This is a genomic window from Haloarchaeobius baliensis, assembly GCF_052060055.1.
In the GTDB taxonomy this organism is placed as follows: Archaea; Halobacteriota; Halobacteria; order Halobacteriales; family Natrialbaceae; genus Haloarchaeobius; species Haloarchaeobius baliensis.
This window is the reverse complement of sequence record NZ_JBPPFR010000003.1, coordinates 649,513-665,958: the sequence shown is the minus strand read 5'-3', so window position 1 is coordinate 665,958 and position 16,446 is coordinate 649,513. Positions and strand designations below refer to the sequence as shown.

The following is a 16,446-nucleotide window of genomic DNA, read 5'->3' as shown; positions in this document are numbered from 1 at the left end:
CAGCACCAGATAAGCACTATGGTGGCAGGCAGTAGGAAAGGTACACTTCTTAGCGAATCCCACACAAGAGCACTACTCGATGCACTGCAATTCGCCCAACGTATTTTACCACCTCTTGTCTGAATAGTACCATGAGCAGCTACGACCTCGTCGACATCGAGGTCACGCATGAGTGTGCTGACGAACTTCTTCCAGCGGACTCTCAAGAGTCCAAGGATGGTGAGCACCTCCGGACGATTCAAGCAGTTCGTCTCCAAGCAGGCCAGCCAGATTCAGAACTACGGTCACTGAAACATCTGGACGAAGAGTCGGTGAAGCTACTTGAGCATCAGGTCGACGCTGCATATCGAGCCTTGTTCGAGATGGACGGGAAAGCCCTCCTGGCGGACGAAGTGGGACTGGGGAAGACGATTGAAGTTGGGATGATTCTGAAGGAGATGCATTTCCGTGAGACAGATGATTCCGTTCTGATTCTGACTCCCGCGCAACTGGCCAAACAATGGCAAGCAGAACTCCGTGAGAAGTTTGGCCTCGATTTCGTCTGTAACTACGACGATGAATTCGAGGGATTCAGCGAACACGACTTCATTATATCCAGTATCGACACGGCCAAGAGTGAGAGACACAGGAAGACCGTCCTCGATAGAGATTGGGACGTGCTCGTACTCGACGAGGCTCATTACGTCAAGAACGAAGAGACAGACCGGTACGACCTGATAGACCGACTCTCGTACAACTATGCGTTCTTCCTCACTGCGACACCGATTCAGAACGAGCTAACAGACCTGTATAATGTGGTCTCATTGCTCCGACCCGGCCTCTTCGGAACGCGAGACGTGTTCCACCACTACTTCGTGAACAGCAACCAGGAGACCCTGGTCAATCGAGAAGAGCTGCAGGACCGATTGGGCAAGGTGATGATCCGGAACCGACGAGCCGACACTGACATCGACTTCACTGACCGAACCATCGACACCCGAAAGTTCGACCCAACCCCCCAAGAGCGTGAACTCTACCAAGCGGTGTCGGACTACGTGAAGGGGGCGTATAGCCAGGACCAGGGCCAGAAGCTCGTCTTGATGCTCCTCCAGAAAGAGGTCGTCAGCAGTCCTGCAGCGCTCAAAGGAACCATCGAGAAACGATTGGACGAACAGTCGGAACTGGCCCACGCCGAAGAGCTCGAATCGATCCTCGAGTTGATCGAGAAAACCGAGACGGTCACCAAGCAAGAGCGATTGCTCGATATCGTCGAAGAAGCCCGGGAAAACGTCGAGAAGGGACGCGTGATCGTATTCACTCAGTTCCGGGCGACGCAACGACAGGTGATGGACCGGCTCTCAGACGAGGGCTACACGGTTCACTCGTTCCATGGCGGTCACTCCAGCGAGGAGAAGGAGCAAATCGTCGAGAACTTCGAGGAGGCTGGTGGTGTCCTCGTGTCGACCGACGCGATGAGCGAAGGGCGAAACCTCCAATTCTGCAATATCATGGTGAACTACGACCTCCCGTGGAATCCGATGCGGGTCGAACAACGAATCGGGCGCATCCACCGAATTGGGCAGAAGCGGAACGTCTATATCTTCAACATGGCCCTGAAGGACACCATCGAGGAGTATGTCTTGGAGAAGCTATATCACAAGATAGACCTCTTCCAGCAGAGCGTCGGCGAGCTCAGTTCGATCCTGAGCCGGTTAGAGGAATCCGGCACGAGCTTCGAAGACGAGATCTTCGAGCGGTTGGTCAACGCCGATTCGGAGATTGACCTCGAGAATGACTTCGATGCGATGGCAGTAGACCTCCAGGAACAGCGTGACCTCGCTGAAAAGCTCGAGGAGTTCAATAGCGGAGTCTTCGAGGGATTCGATTTGGGGGCGAGTGATGACTGACGCATCGGTTGCGGTGACGCAGACGAGGGTCGAGCGATTTGCTGAGAAGTATCTGAAGGCAGTCGGCTGCTCGATTGAGAAACGGAACGAGAAGTGGGCCATCACCGTCCCAGACGACGCAGACACAGAATTGCCGACTGGGGAAATCCCGGTAATCTGTGGCGACCCCGACCGAGAATTGGATTCCGACGAGGAGCTGCTCCATCCGGAGAGCTCATTCTTCCACAAGCTTCTCGAGGAAGCCAGCCGCCGATGTCCACGCGGAAGACTCTCGATTGCTTCTGAATCTCCCGAAGTTTCTGTTCCTCATTGGTTAGAGACAGAGGGGGTCAGAATCGACGTAGTCGATTTCACTCCGTATTACGACAGAGTCGCGGTGGTGGTTCTCTTCAGAATTGGCATCGAGACCGTGAGCGAGTATCAGGAGCAACACCTCGAGGCTGTCGCCATTGACTCACAATCCCAGAAAGTCCTGGAGCAATTTGAGGAGACGTTCTTAGCAGCAACTTCGATTGATGATGAAACGGTAGAATCCCAGATTCCCGGTCTTGATCGATCGTCGGTTATGCAGATTATTGAAAGTGCGAGCGAAGCAGCAGTGGACAGGATCAGGCCTCGAATCGGGGAGGTACACGAAGAGGCGTCGCGATCGGCAGATGCCGAACTGGAGGAGTATAGACAAATGAAGGAAGCGGAGTTAGCGGAGTTGGACGAGAAACGCGAGTCGATCACTACAAAAATCGAGGAAGTCAGCGAAGCCATACAGGAGGGCGAACGAGACTCGCGCGTTGACGCGTTGAAGCGGCGAAAAGAACTCAATGAGGAACTTGAGCAGGTCGAGTCGAAACGAGAGGACCTTCGCGAGAAACGGGACAAGGGGTTCCCACAAACGCAGCGAGAAATTCGGGAGAGGCACGCACTAGAGGTCGTTTCAGCCTCGATGACGGTCACAAAAGTCGAGTATGAGAGTGGAGAAGCCCGCTTCAGGATTGCTGGAGACCGCACCTCTGAAATGATTACGGTGGGGTATGGAGCCGGGGTCGGGATTACCGAAGAGATTCACTGCGACAACTGTGGTGAGTCGCTCTCGAATTCAAATCCACTCTCGAAATTCGAGGAAGGTCTGATCTGCGAAGATTGCTCGACGACATCGCGCGAAGAATCGTGACGGTTGGCCGGATTGGGCTGTCTGAACCAGACGTTGGCCAACTTCCTCGAGTATCTGCCAATTCCTCACCAATTCTCCAACCATGTGTTCTCCGGGAAAACACCTATGTCACTGCTTCCGCTTTTGAATCTCAGCGAATCGCACGATGGCATCGACTCCCGTTCGCCGGCTGAACGAAATCAAACGCGCATTCAGCTCTTGCTTTATAAGCGAGTCGGCGCCGTCTGCCAACTCTCCACCGTTCAGAAATGTAACGGACCCGACGGGCGTGCGGTCCAATAATGAACGTCTTTAGTTTCCTCGGTGTCGGTTACAACAATCCCACTAAACACTTCCCCCTAGTCAGCCACCCCTCTATGGATGTGTTCGTACACACGGCTATCGAAATGTAACTGGAAAATTTGTTATGTAGCTTCGAGGGACTGGGAGACCAGATGGACATTTGAAAAGAGGTCAGTCATTAACCAACAAGACAGGTTGTTGGTTAAGTATTGCTGACACGGAGCCCGATTGTTCGCATCCACCTTTTCCAGAATTGTTCGGTAGCAATGACCCCAGTCAAACACACCGGCCTTCAAGTGTTTTGAACCAAGAAAATCCCAGAGTCCCCCACCCTCACACACCACCGTGCGAGTGTTTCATTTCAATTGTTGCTTCGGTACCTGATCTCGGACAACCCATAGGCAAGTTTTTGATCCAGTCATCGACCCGAGACCTTAACTCTACACACCCCCATGCAAGTGATCTATGTGGGCTACGAACCCACACACCACCGTGCAAGTGTTTATCATACAACCCGGTCTCAAGTAGCAGACTCACACACCACCGTGCAAGTGTTTTAGCCCCTCGCCGAAGAGAGGCCTGCCAGTTACGTGAACTGCCAGATTTGTTTCTGTTTTTCGTCATCTGGGTCAGGTGCCTCGAACGACGTCGCTTCGTCTTCCTTGTAGTGTTTTAGAATCCCCCAGACGTTATTTGGAAGCGCCCGGTTGTAATCAGACTTGACAACTGCATTAATGATGTCGACGGGGTCGTCGGTGACTTGGTACACGAACCGTCGCCCACCGCCTCTGCCAAGGTTTTGATCTTCCGACCGGACGAACCCTTGCATCGACAGCTGATCGAGAAACTCGTAGATTTTTCTCTCCGATCGGACCTTGCTATCGGCGGCTTCGGCGATCGAAGAATAGAGGCTATATATTCGCTTCGTCCGAGCGTCGTAATCCGGCTCGATAATCGCCAATGTTGTGGCGATGTAGGTCAGTGCCTGCTGGCGCGTGAGGTCGTTCTCGAAGCTGTCGAGAATTTCGTCTGTCTCGATCGACTCTGTTGCCCGACGCGTGTGTTCTTCTGCCACGGTCCTTGACCCATCCATACGCGCGTACTCGCCTGCCTTCTCGAGAATCTTCAAACCTTGCCGGACATCCCCGCGTTCTTGAGCGGTGAACGCTGCTGCCAATGGGAGTACTTCGCTGCTGAGAACGTCGTCGTGGAACGAGAGATCAGCATAATACCCGAGAATATCGCGGAGTTCGGTCGCATCGTACGGCCCGAACTTGATCTCTCGCTCCCCCAATGTACTCTTGACCTTCGGCTCGAGGGAGTCGACGAACTTCAAATCGTTAGAAATGCCAATGAGGCCGATTCGAGCTTCATCGATTGCTGCGTTCTCACTCGCTTCTGCCCTTGGGAGGTCGTAGAGGAAGTCGTTCCGTGCCTCGGGAGGGATATTATCGATTTCGTCGAGGATTATCAGGACGTTCCCGCCGACTGATTCGATTTCCTCGTAGAGAAACTCAAAGACAGTGTCGGTACTATAGCCACTCTTCGGAAGCTTGTTGTCTGGGAGACGGAACTCGTTGACGAGGCGACTGACGAGTCGATAGGACGATTTGTAGTTACGGCAGTTGACGGGACCGACGATTTTGAGTGGAACGTCTTGCTCTGACGCTTTCTCGATGAGTTTGTCTCGCACCCATTTGGTCACAGCTGTCTTCCCGACGCCCGTCGGACCATACACGAACACGTTGTTGGGATCATGACCAACGACGACATCCTGGAGGGAGTTAACGTAGAGGTTGATCTCCTCATCACGGTGGAAGATCGTATCGGGGTCGAAGCTATCCTTTTTCAGCGGATGCTTCGCTTTGAAGATCGGGTCCTCCCCGTCGAAGGGGTTCTCGTCCGTCCGAACCATCTTAATTTCCTTAATACTCAACAGTATATAAGGTTCCAGACTACCCTGCAAGTGTTTCAATAGTTCTGGGTGATGGAGACGGTTGAGTTGACAGACACACACCACCGTGCAAGTGTTCTCGATGTGAGTTAGAGGGGTGGGTCCTCTTGCCGCTTCACCTCACTGTTTCCGGTTTGGTCGAATCGGGCAGGTTCCCTAGTGGGGTTGCGCCCACACTACCACTACTAAACTCTAATAAATACTTTATCATATATGCAATAATATCCGAGGCTGTAGAGGCCAGTTGTAGACGAGACTCCTTCTAACAGCAGAAACACTGATTGTATGACCTACCGACGTGTTGCTTTATATGCTACAGCTGTCCGACCGCAACCCCCCCACCCCTTCGTTATCGGCAAGAACACTTGCACGGTGGTGTGTGGGTGTCGCGTATCCACGACACCAACCGAGCCTTGCGGCCGGACTGCACTTCAAATAATTGCGGACGTCCCCGGGGGTGGGGGAGCGGTCCAGGTCGACCTCCCTCAACGACCGAAGTCGTGGATTCCGACTACTACCGGCCAAAGTACCACGACGGCCTCTCCGAGGGAGAGGTCCTTTCTCATTGCGCTTTGATAGCTACATTGGACACCGAATCACCACATCGGGAGATTCGTCGAAAACATGCTCAGGCAGATGAAGTCGAGTTTGTAAGAGAGGACCATAGCCGGGCTGGTTAGGACAAGTTCGAATAGAACAGTAGACGATGAAATGCAGGAACTCATGACACGGCGCCAAGCCGTCCTCTAGCGTACCACCAAATTGTTGGTGAACATAGCCAATGGGTACGGTTAGTGAACAAGCGCTATGAATACTCGTTTATTCACCGGGGTAGGACAAGCTTCTATGGTGCTTTAGAAGAGCTACCCAGCACCTCAGCACCGAATACCGAACGTCACGCGAAATTTCAGTACTATGGCCTGACCGCGCGTATTTCTGCTTCAAACCAACTGGGATGGCCGTGTATGCACCCATGATAGATCGACCCCACCCACCCATTTCTCGAGTATATCTCGCACACGGGGTGTTCTTGCTTCGCACCGAAGCGACATTTTCAGATACGAGTAGGCTGATGGAAATTCTTCCACTTCAAACTCGATCAGCCCCGGAACATGAAATATAATTAATATTAAGATGGCCGTGACCTATTTTCAGTAGCACTCTCTGATATCCATCATGAGCGGTTCCATCGAGATCCTGTGCACTGGCGATATTCACCTGGGGCGACACCCCAGTCGTATTCCAGGAGAGTTGGATGGACCCGATTTCTCTCCCAAGGCTGTCTGGTCTGCAATTGTCGGTGAAGCTATCGAACAGGATGTAAACGCAGTGGTGGTTACGGGCGACCTCATCGACCAGGATAACCGCTACTTCGAGGCCTTTGGCGCGTTCGAGGATGGGGTCGCAAAATTAGACGAGGTGGACATTCCCATCGTGGTGGTGTCTGGGAATCACGACTTCGATGCGCTCCCTGATCTGGTTGACAATCTCGATTTTGAAGGCTTGCAGTTCCTCGGACGAGACGGCAACTGGGAGCGGTGGACCCTCGAACAGGACGGCGAGCAGATTGCGCATTTCGACGGCTGGTCGTTCCCGGACGAACACGTCTACGACTCTCCGCTCGACGAGTACGACCTCGAAGAATCCGATGGCACACCCCACTTCGGTGTGCTCCATGGCGACCTCGATTCGCGAGCGAGCGCATACGCACCGGTTCTGTCGAGCGAACTCCGCGACACCGCAGTGGATGCCTGGCTACTCGGTCATATTCATACTCCGGGAATACAGATCGACTCCCGTCCCTTTTCACTGTACCCAGGTTCCCCACAACCCTTGGACCCGGGCGAACGGCGTGCGCACGGGCCGTGGAAGCTAACAATACATCAAAATGGAGACGTGGATGCTGAACAGGTTCCACTGGCCTCCCTTCGGTACGACCACATCGAGGTAGACGTGTCCGGCGTCGACGACCCGCAAGAAGCAACCGCCGTCATCTCGGAGGAGACCAAGGACCACGTTCGATCCGACCTCGATACGAGTTCGCTGGAGCTCAGCCTGGTACGCGTTCAGCTCACCGGACGGACGCCTGCGCACTCGGCGCTCGTCGAACAGCGCCGGTCGATGGAACGAGACATCGGATTCAGGGAGGAGTCGGTCTCAATCCGGATCGAATCGATAGACGTCGATACCCGCCCGGCAATCGATCTCGAGGACCTTGCAAAAGGGGACAATGCAGCTGCGTACCTGGCTGGCCTCCTGCTCGAGATCGAGAACGGTGACCCTCACGACACCCATGGCGACGTGGTCGATGAGTCTGTCGCAGCGGTACGGCAGGCACACAGTGGGAACGCGTACAACCCGCTCCGACACGAAGGCGAACTCGAGAATCGGGACGACGCCGACGCTATCGAGCATCTCGAACAGCAGGCACGGCTACTCCTCGATACCCTCCTCAGCCAAAAGGAGGGGAACGCATGACGAGGGACCCGCTCTGCTTCGAGGAGATCCAGATCGTCAACGCGCCCGGATTCGAAACCGGCGGGTTCGCTGTCGATGACCTGTGCTCCGGCATCAATGTCGTTCATGGGCCGAACGCGGCAGGAAAGACGACGCTCGCTGAGTCGCTCGAATGGCTCTGCTGGCCCGAGACCGCCGACGAACGTGCGTCTCTAGTGGGGCAACTCTCACTGAATGGTGAACCCTGGCGTGTCGAAGTCGACAATGGACGTACGAGCTACCAGCGTGACGGCCAGGAGGCGAACGCTCCCAGCCTGCCGCCGGCCGATCAACGCGACCGCTATCGTCTCTCGCTCCACGACCTGCTCCAGCGGGACAACACCAACGAATCGTTCGCCGAGATAATCGAGCGAGAGTCGGCGGGTGGCTACGATCTCTCTGCGGCATACGACGAACTCGGCTATTCAGATACCCCGAGCCGTGCCAACATCAATGAGGTACAGAACGCGAAGAGAGCGATTCAGCAGTTGCAGGATGCGCGGAACGACGTTGCCGAACTCCGCCAGGAGCAGAACGAGCTCGCTCGGTTACGGAGTGAACTGGAGGCAGCGCGTCGAGCACAAGAGCGATCCGAGCTGCTCGAAAAGGCGATAGACTACGCGGAGGCGAGAAACGATCTGGAGCAGGCAGAGTCGAGGCTCGATGCGTTCCCCGACAGACTCGCCCAGGTCGATGGGGATGAAATCGAGCGTGTCCGATCCTTCGAGGACGACATCGAGGAGTGGACCGTCAAAGAGGACGAGGCCGAGGAAACGAAAACGGACGCTCAGGAACGGCTTGCTGAGGCCGACCTTCCCAAAGAAGGCCTTCCGACAGGCCGTATCGACCATCTGAAAGGGCTTCGCGATGATTTCGATTCTGCAGAGGACAGGAAACGCGAACTCCATGCAGATCTGGCGGATGCCAAACAGCAGCGGGAGAACGCTCGCGAAGATATTCCGTTGGAGGTCGCGACCGAAGATCTCGCTGCGCTCGAACCCGTCACGTGGAAGACCGTCTCGAAATTCGCACGTGGGGCTGAGGAACTCCAGTCCGAACGTGAAACCCGGGAGGCTGTTCACCGACTACTGGAGTACGAGGAGCATCCTGAGCCCGATCTCCATACTCTCCAACGCGCAAGTCAATCGTTGGAGGAGTGGCTGGCTGCCCCCGTTTCCACGGCGACGGACGACGGTTCGGAGGCATTCCGAATCGCCGTTTTCTCGGCCCTCTCCCTCGCCTCGACGGGCATCGCGCTGGGTCTACTGGTGAATCAACTGCTGTTCGCGATTCTGATCGTCGCCGCTGGTATCCTCTGGTACGGCTTACGGGTACAGTCACAGTCCCAAGGCGATACTCAATCACGAGAATCGCACCGCGAGTCGTTCGAAAACACCGGGGTGAAACCGCCGGAGGCGTGGACCGAGGACGCGGTTCGGTCTCGTCTGATCGGCCTGTACGACGCGATTGCGGAGCACAAGTTGGCAGAGCGACGCTCGGAATGGCGTGAAAGCTTGGCCACGGATGCGGAGACGCTCGAACAGAAGGAGCAGGACCTGGAGGACATGCGTGCCAGCCTCCAGGACCGGTTAGGCGCCGCGCCAGATGCCTCTGCTCTCGAACTTGCCGTACTGTCAAAGCGAGTGCTCGACTGGCAGGAAGCCGATGATGAGGTGGAGGGTATCCTCGGGAGCATCGACACCGTCGACGAGCAGATTGAGAACGTCCGTGAACAACTCCAGACGAAACTCGCACCATACGGCTACGAGGATGTCCAGAGTTCCGGTGAAGCCACCGAGACGATCCGAAAGCTCGAGAACCGCGAACACCAACGCGAGAGGGCTCAGCGGGACCTCGACCAGGCGAGGAAGACGATTCAGGAAGCGACGGAGAAGATTGACACACTGGAGGCTGAACGAGACAGTATCTTTGCCGAACTGGACCTCGACCACGACGACCACCGTAGGCTGGAGGAACTCTGCGAGCGGGTCGACGAATACGAGTCGGCTGCGGAGGCTGTACGGGAGGCCGACATCCGTGCGAGCACGGAGGCCGAACAGCTCGAAAGTTACCCAGGCTTCGATGCGGAACTCAAGGAGCGAGAGGTTGCCGACCTCCGAGAAGACCTTCGTGAGGCGGCACGGACTGCGGAAGGGTTCGACGACCTGCAGTCACGGATAGCGGAGATCAAAGCAGAGATCAACCAGGCGAAGTCCGACGATGCGGTTGAAACAGCGCTTGCGGAGCGTGACCGAGCGCTCGATGCCCTCGAAGACCGGCTCGAGGACGACTGTGCTGCCATGGTCGGTGACGTACTTGTGGACCACGTTCAGGAGGCGACGATGGAGACCAGTCGGCCGGAGGTCTTCGAACGTGCTCGTGAACTCCTGTCCACGATCACTCGTGGCCGCTATCGAATGGACTTCGACGAGAACGAAGCCGCGTTCCGGGCGTTCGACGAGACCAAACAGAAGGGACTCGCGCTCGACGAGCTGTCAAGCGGCACTCGGGTGCAGGTCCTGCTCGCCGTCCGAATCGCCTTTGTCGAACAGCAGGAAGAGGGAGTGCAGGTTCCGCTCCTCCTCGACGAGACGCTCGCGAACACCGACGACCGAAGGGCGAAGACCATCATCGAGTCGACGATCGATCTCGCTCGGAACGGTCGGCAGGTCTTCTATTTCACCGCACAGGGCGACGAAGTGGCGAAGTGGACCGCAGCGCTGGAGAGCACGAACGGCGTCGACCACGAGATAATCGACCTCGCGACAGTCCGTGACGTCGACGACTCCGTCCACATCCCTGACCTAGATTCTATCGAATCATTCACTCCGAAGGTCCCCAGTCCCGACGGCCACGACCACGCCACGTACAGGGACGAACTCACGGTGGACACGTTCAATCCGCACCGTGGCGCCGGGACGGCGCACCTGTGGTACCTGGTCGATGATGTCGAGACTCTCCATCAACTCCTGGAGCTCGGAATCGAGCACTGGGGACAGCTGAACATTTTACTCCAGTGGGGCAACGGAGACCTCTCGTCCGTTGATTCCGACCAGATAACGAGAGTAGAGGAGAACGCTGCGGCCCTGAACGAGTTCGTCGACGCCTGGAAGGTCGGTCGTGGCGAACCCGTTGATCGAGAGGTTCTCGAAGCCTCTGGCGCCGTGAGCGGAAACTTCATCGACGAGGTGAGTGAACTAGCTGAGTCAGTCAATGGCGATGGAGGACAGATCGTCGAAGCTCTGCACAATGGCGAGGTAAACCGCTTCCGTAGCGGGAAAGCGAACAAACTCGAGACGTATCTTGAAGAGAACGGATACATTGAACCTCGTGAGACGTTAGATGCTGGGCAGATTCGTGCCCGTGTCATCGAGTGTTACGTCGACGAAGGTATCCCTCGAGAAGCGGCCACCGATAGAACCGAGGAACTGTTGTCTCGAATTTGGTAGCTGGAGAGGGTAGCTGTCTCTCACCCGGTTCGGCAGACCTCGATTTAGTGTCGCCAGAACTGTTATACCATCTGTCTTGAAATACACCACATGGACCGCCGTGACTACCTAGTTAGTCTCTCCCTCCCATTAGCGACATGTATGGCTGGTTGTTCTTCGATTCTCACTGAGGATGGAACCACGGTTGATTCAGACGGGGACGGAGTTCCTGACCAGCACGACTACGCCCCACGCGACCCTGATGTGCAATCAGAGAGTGATGTCGTCGGTCGGACCACCACCAGAGAATTCGAAAACACCTCTGAATTCGAGTTTGGGACGGAGTCAACACCAACAGCATCACCAACACCAACAGCTACTGAGTCAGTGATAATCGACGACGACGAGCCAGTTGCAACAACGGAGCCGACGACGAACAGACCGACCACGACCACCCCAGCGCCGACTGAGACACTCCCGACGAACGAGCTTTCTGGAGACGCAGCGCCGATCTCGGACCGGACCTCTCATTTCACCACCTACTCGATGCAAGACGCTACACTCAGGCTCGTGCCCGAGACGATCAACCGGAGCTATCCTAACGGTGGCCGCTTGCTTGTCGTTGCTGGTGCCTACCCCGACGAGCTGATGGCGGAGGAAGGTGCACACGGCTACGGGCTTAGCGATGCGTTCCTCCCGGACCAAACGACAGCACAGACGGTTCCACTCTCGTACGAACGCGTTCCGGATGCATCGTTCTACCTGCAGGCGTACCTGGTTCCGGGCGACGCGACGATGGAGACGTTGGAGCTTGAAGATGCCGAGTACCTCTGTGAGACAAATCGACTCCGAATCTCGAATGGACGGCTGACCACGGAAGAGCCGCTCCCGAGCGTGGGTGATTTCGAAACAACAGGATTCGCACGGAGCAGTGGCGAGGGATGTTACCTGCTGGAATTTAACGGACGTAGTAGTGGGAGAAACTGGAACGCTAATCTCGTCGCCTACAAATCCACATACGTCCAGGCGTCAGAGGCAGTTCGGTCACGAGATCGCGCCGAGTACGTTCGAATCGCCCAACAGTCCGGTCTCGCAGATACCCTTGCAGAAATTTTGGCGGAGGAAGCGGCGGCCAACGGCTACACAACACAACAGGAGCAGGTGCATTTCGTGATCGATTTCATTCAGGACCTCCCGTACGTTCCAGACGACGTGAGTACGGGCTACGACGACTACACGAAGTCAGTCACGGAAACGCTGGTTGAAGGTGGTGGAGACTGCGAAGATACGGCGATAATGATGGCGGCGGTCCTCCAGGCAGAGACGTTCAACTACGACTGCATCCTCATTCAACCACCACAGCACATGGCAGTGGGAGTCTATGGAAACGATCTTCCTGGAACCTACTGGGAGTACGACGGCCGCCGCTACTACTATCTCGAGACGACGGGCAATGGTTGGGGGGTGGGTGAACTGCCACCTGAGTACGAAGGGGAAGACGCCTACCTGTACGATGTATAGTCGCTGAACTGAATCCGCTCCAGTCGAATACTGATCGGGATACAGTGGCATCGCTGTTGAGCTGGCGATGCAGTGGCACGAGGAGACGTCTGGTAGTACATCGTGCAGAATTCCCCGAGTAATGAACACAGCTAGTGAACATATCTAATGAACAATGTCTTGTTCACTCGTTCCCCTGTACAGTCCTCCTGAGTGCTGAAGCACTGCGAGTCGTCACCTTAGTACCAGCGTATCCCGAATAATCCTCATCCAAGTACTCACACAATGCCTGCTCTATCGCGTAGTCGGGTGACACAGTCGCAACACAGTGTACAGGTCGACCACCACCGCTCTCGCGCATCGCAGATATCGAGCGGGCCCTTACGCGGTGTCACTCCCTTCGACGAGCCAGGCAGGACGGCCGATTCCGATCGCGTTGACCACGGCACCCAGCAGCAGGACGATGCCGCCGAAGTACAGCCAGGTGACCAACAGCAGAATGCTCGCGATGAGATTAGCACCGCCCCCGGTCACCGACACGTACACCTGGAACAATACTTGCAGAATCATCCAGCCGGCGGCCCCGACGACTGTTCCCGGGAGCACATCGTGCGGCTCCATGTCGATGTCCGGAAACAGGTAGTACATCGGGAAGAACGCGGCGACGAGGCCGACGAAAAGGAGCAACGGGACGACGACCCCGATGAGAGGAACCGACGAGAGGTACGCGACGAGGCCGGTGGTTCCGACCATCGCGATGATCCCCAGGGTAAGCGTGAAAAGCATAAGCAGCGCCTTCTTGATCTGCCCGACGAACGATTCCTGCGTGGTCGTCTCGTAGATCTCTGAAAACGCTGTATCGAGCCCGCGGAACACCTTGATCGCTCCCCAGACGAGCGTGAGCACACCGATGAGCGATGCACCAACGGTCGACCCGGCACCGGCGGCTCGCTCTTGTTCGATCATCACCTCGATCACGCCCCCGACCGACGGGGAGACGCTGTTCGTGGCGACCTCGATGATCTGCTCTTGCAGGTCGGGAGCGCCGAACACGGAGACAGCAAGGAGCGCGAACATGACCAGGGGAACGAGTGAGATGAATGCGCTGTAGGCGATACTCCCTGCGAGGAAGGTCACGTTCTTCTCGCTGAAGACAGTCTTGACCATTTTCGCGTGCGAGACCGCCGACTGCCTGTCCATAGTACTACTTGTTCATCGAGCAATTTAATCGAAAGGCTAGCAGAGTCCTGTTTCATGTCTTATAGGTTCGTGATCGGACTCACCACGAGGGCACTACAGTAGTGACTAGACAACAGACTCCGCCGGCCCATCATCTGGGGAACAGATGAAACAGGAACACACTCCCCATGTGTGAGATGCAATCGCGAGGCGGATAGTGATAAGATAAATTGCTGCATCGTAATTGATAACTGGTAGTCTTGCTACGACACTGTGTCACCCTCGCGAACTCACGCTTCGAACCGCTCGAGGTGACCGCGTGTGCACTCACGCAGGATCGACCTCACCCACCCGTTTCTCGATTATATCTTGCCCACGGGGAGCTATTGCTTCGCTACGACGGGGAGAATCAGAGTAATAGTGAAGGTTGCAGAGTCGAGTGAAGAGACCGTGCTAGACGGCTTCTACGACAAGGTGTCGGTGGGCGAAACGGTGGAGACTATCGGGCGGACAGTGACGGAGAGCGACGTCGTGAGTTACGCGAACGCGACCGGCTGCTGGCTGCCGATCCACACCGACCGGGAGTTCGCCGAGGAGACGCAGTACGGCGAGCGCGTCGTTCAGGGGACGTTCCTGCTTGGGCTCGCGGAAGGGTTGCTGTACTCGAACGAGCCGACGGGAATCCGAGCGAACGCCGGGATGGAGGCGATCCAGTTCCATCGGCCCGTCTTCATCGACGATACAGTCCACTTCGAGGTTGAGGTGCTGGAGAAGACGCCACGCGATGACCACAGCGGCGTCGTCACGCTCGGCGTGGTGGGGAAGAACCAGGCGGGCGCGACCGTCGTCGAGTATCGGACGAACCTGCTGATGATCACCGAGGACGCACACGAAACCCATGACTGAGACAGCATACGACCACGAATACGACCGTGAGGAACCGCACACAGGACTCTTCCAGTGGTATCTCGAACAGCGTGCAGCGACGAAGCCGGACACGCAGGCGTACTCGTATTCGCCGCTGGGGCTGGTCGAGGCTACCGAAACGGCGGCGACCTGGGCCGAGTTGAACGAGGCGGCGGGCCGACTCGCGGCACACCTCGCAGCGGATGGCGTGGAGTCTGGCGACTTCGTGGCGACCCTGTTCCCGCCGTCGGCACCGTTCGCCGAGGTGTACTTCGCGGCGGCGAAGCTCGGGGCGACACTCGTTCCACTCGACCTCCGAGGGAAGCCCGGAGACCACCAGCACGTGCTCTCGTCGACGGAGCCAACCGCGTTCGTCGGCGCAGGCCAGTACCGGGACACTGACTTCCAGGCCATCCTCGAGGAGGTGCCTGCATTCGAGGCGATCGAGACAACGTACTGGCTGGGAGACGACTACCGTGCCGACCTTCCAGCAGCCGGGCAGTACGAGTGGACAGCAGCGAGCGCCGATGGGACGCCACAGACAGCGGACTCCGTGGGCTGTACGGATCCGGACACGGGGCTCCTGGTCGTGTTCACGAGCGGGACCACCGGCGATCCGAAGGGTGCGGTGCTCTCCCATCGGAACGTCGTCTTCCAGGGAACCGCGATCTCGTCAGTGTGGGGAATCGACGATTCCGACACGGTACTCGTGCACCTGCCGACCGACCACGTCGGCGGCGCGACGGAGCTCATGGGCAGTGCGGTCGTCGGTGGTGCGGACGTGGTGTTCCTCGACGCGTTCGACCCTGGCGTCGCTCTGCAGTTGATCGAATCACAGTCCATCTCGATGGTCGGGAACGTTCCCGCGATGTGGGGGATGCTGTTCAACCACGACGAGTTCGCCGAGACGGACCTCTCGTCGCTGGAGGTTGCGGTGGTGGCGGGACAGGCGCCCTCGGAAGACATCCTGGCCGGGATGGCACAGGCAGCAACACACGCGGTCACCGGCTGGGGGCTCACGGAGACGGCTGGCTTCGTGACGCTCACCGAACTCGGCACACCGGTCACCGAGATGACCGAGACGGTCGGGAAGCCGTTCCCGGGCTTCGACGTACGTCCCGTCGAGGACGACGAGTTCCTCCCTGAAGACGAGACGGGAGAGCTCGTGGTCCGTGGCGACGGCGTGATGGACCGCTTCCTCACCCCGGAGCAGACGGAGGGTGCGTTCGTCGATGACGAGTGGGTTCGGACCGGCGATCTCGGGTTCGTCGACGAGGACGGGCACGTCCGGTTGCGCGGCCGGAAGAAGAACATGTACATCTCGGGTGGCTACAACGTCTACCCGCCCGAGGTAGAGGAGATGCTGACCGCACACGAGGCGGTCGAGCAGGCGATGGTCATCGGCGTCGCGGACGACACCTGGGGTGAGGCAGGCCACGCGTTCATCCTCCGCACGCCTGGAAGCGGCCTCACTGCAGCCGACCTCGAGGAGTACGCTGCGGACGCGCTCGCGGACTACAAGCAGCCCGTCGAGTACACCGTGGAGGATGAACTACCGCTGACGTCCCTCGGGAAGATCGACCGGCAGGCGCTCATCGACAGCTACGAACTCGACCCGGTCTGACCGCTCCCAGCGGAAGACGGCAG

The 16,446-nt window shown here is 57.2% G+C and carries 8 protein-coding genes and 1 pseudogene; 7 read left to right on the top strand and 2 right to left on the bottom strand.

What is annotated here, in order from left to right; translation table 11 throughout:
• Positions 1–131: 131 nt before the first annotated feature.
• Entirely contained in the window at positions 132–1,886 is a 1,755-nt protein-coding gene (locus tag ACSG06_RS20015) for a DEAD/DEAH box helicase (RefSeq protein WP_440992065.1), read from the top strand.
• Complete coding sequence (locus tag ACSG06_RS20010) at positions 1,879–3,054, top strand: hypothetical protein (protein ID WP_440992064.1); 1,176 nt, start codon at positions 1,879–1,881, stop codon at positions 3,052–3,054. Before ACSG06_RS20015 ends, ACSG06_RS20010 begins: the two co-directional genes overlap by 8 nt.
• 868 nt (positions 3,055–3,922) lie before the next feature.
• Here ACSG06_RS20010 and ACSG06_RS20005 read toward each other — a convergent pair.
• Positions 3,923–5,251, bottom strand: coding sequence for a Cdc6/Cdc18 family protein (locus ACSG06_RS20005; protein ID WP_440992063.1), 1,329 nt, complete (start codon positions 5,249–5,251; stop codon positions 3,923–3,925).
• Between the two features lie 1,215 nt (positions 5,252–6,466).
• Here ACSG06_RS20005 and ACSG06_RS20000 point away from each other — a divergent pair.
• The 3 genes and pseudogenes from ACSG06_RS20000 (at position 6,467) to ACSG06_RS19990 (ending at position 12,735) form a co-directional block, all read left to right on the top strand.
• Positions 6,467–7,768 carry a metallophosphoesterase family protein gene (locus ACSG06_RS20000; RefSeq protein ID WP_440992062.1) on the top strand — a complete coding sequence of 434 codons (1,302 nt, stop codon included), beginning with the start codon at positions 6,467–6,469 and terminating at the stop codon, positions 7,766–7,768.
• Positions 7,765–8,574: pseudogene (locus tag ACSG06_RS19995) on the top strand (AAA family ATPase); the annotation flags it as partial. The gene ACSG06_RS20000 and the pseudogene ACSG06_RS19995, both read left to right, overlap by 4 nt.
• 2,751 nt (positions 8,575–11,325) lie before the next feature.
• On the top strand, positions 11,326–12,735 hold the full coding sequence (locus ACSG06_RS19990) for a transglutaminase-like domain-containing protein (protein ID WP_440992061.1): 1,410 nt from the start codon (positions 11,326–11,328) through the stop codon (positions 12,733–12,735).
• 360 nt (positions 12,736–13,095) lie between these two features.
• On the opposite strand, the gene ACSG06_RS19985 is transcribed toward ACSG06_RS19990, so the two are convergent.
• Positions 13,096–13,914, bottom strand: a complete 819-nt coding sequence (locus ACSG06_RS19985; RefSeq protein ID WP_440992060.1) for a YihY/virulence factor BrkB family protein — start codon at positions 13,912–13,914, stop codon at positions 13,096–13,098.
• A 300-nt stretch (positions 13,915–14,214) separates the two neighbouring features.
• Here ACSG06_RS19985 and ACSG06_RS19980 point away from each other — a divergent pair, with 300 nt between their 5' ends.
• Both ACSG06_RS19980 and ACSG06_RS19975 read left to right on the top strand, forming a co-directional pair.
• On the top strand, positions 14,215–14,799 hold the full coding sequence (locus tag ACSG06_RS19980) for a MaoC family dehydratase (RefSeq protein WP_440992059.1): 585 nt from the start codon (positions 14,215–14,217) through the stop codon (positions 14,797–14,799).
• Positions 14,792–16,423: a class I adenylate-forming enzyme family protein gene (locus tag ACSG06_RS19975; RefSeq protein WP_440992058.1), complete on the top strand. Its 1,632-nt coding sequence runs from the start codon at positions 14,792–14,794 to the stop codon at positions 16,421–16,423. The genes ACSG06_RS19980 and ACSG06_RS19975 overlap by 8 nt, the downstream gene beginning before the upstream one ends.
• Positions 16,424–16,446 lie beyond the last annotated feature (23 nt).

Coding starts and splice junctions, on each gene's coding strand:
- ACSG06_RS20015 (WP_440992065.1), top strand. CDS start 132: ATGAGCAGCTACGACCTCGTCGACATCGAGGTCACGCATGAGTGTGCT.
- ACSG06_RS19975 (WP_440992058.1), top strand. CDS start 14,792: ATGACTGAGACAGCATACGACCACGAATACGACCGTGAGGAACCGCAC.
- ACSG06_RS19985 (WP_440992060.1), bottom strand. CDS start 13,914: ATGGACAGGCAGTCGGCGGTCTCGCACGCGAAAATGGTCAAGACTGTC.
- ACSG06_RS19990 (WP_440992061.1), top strand. CDS start 11,326: ATGGACCGCCGTGACTACCTAGTTAGTCTCTCCCTCCCATTAGCGACA.
- ACSG06_RS20000 (WP_440992062.1), top strand. CDS start 6,467: ATGAGCGGTTCCATCGAGATCCTGTGCACTGGCGATATTCACCTGGGG.
- ACSG06_RS20005 (WP_440992063.1), bottom strand. CDS start 5,251: ATGGTTCGGACGGACGAGAACCCCTTCGACGGGGAGGACCCGATCTTC.
- ACSG06_RS20010 (WP_440992064.1), top strand. CDS start 1,879: ATGACTGACGCATCGGTTGCGGTGACGCAGACGAGGGTCGAGCGATTT.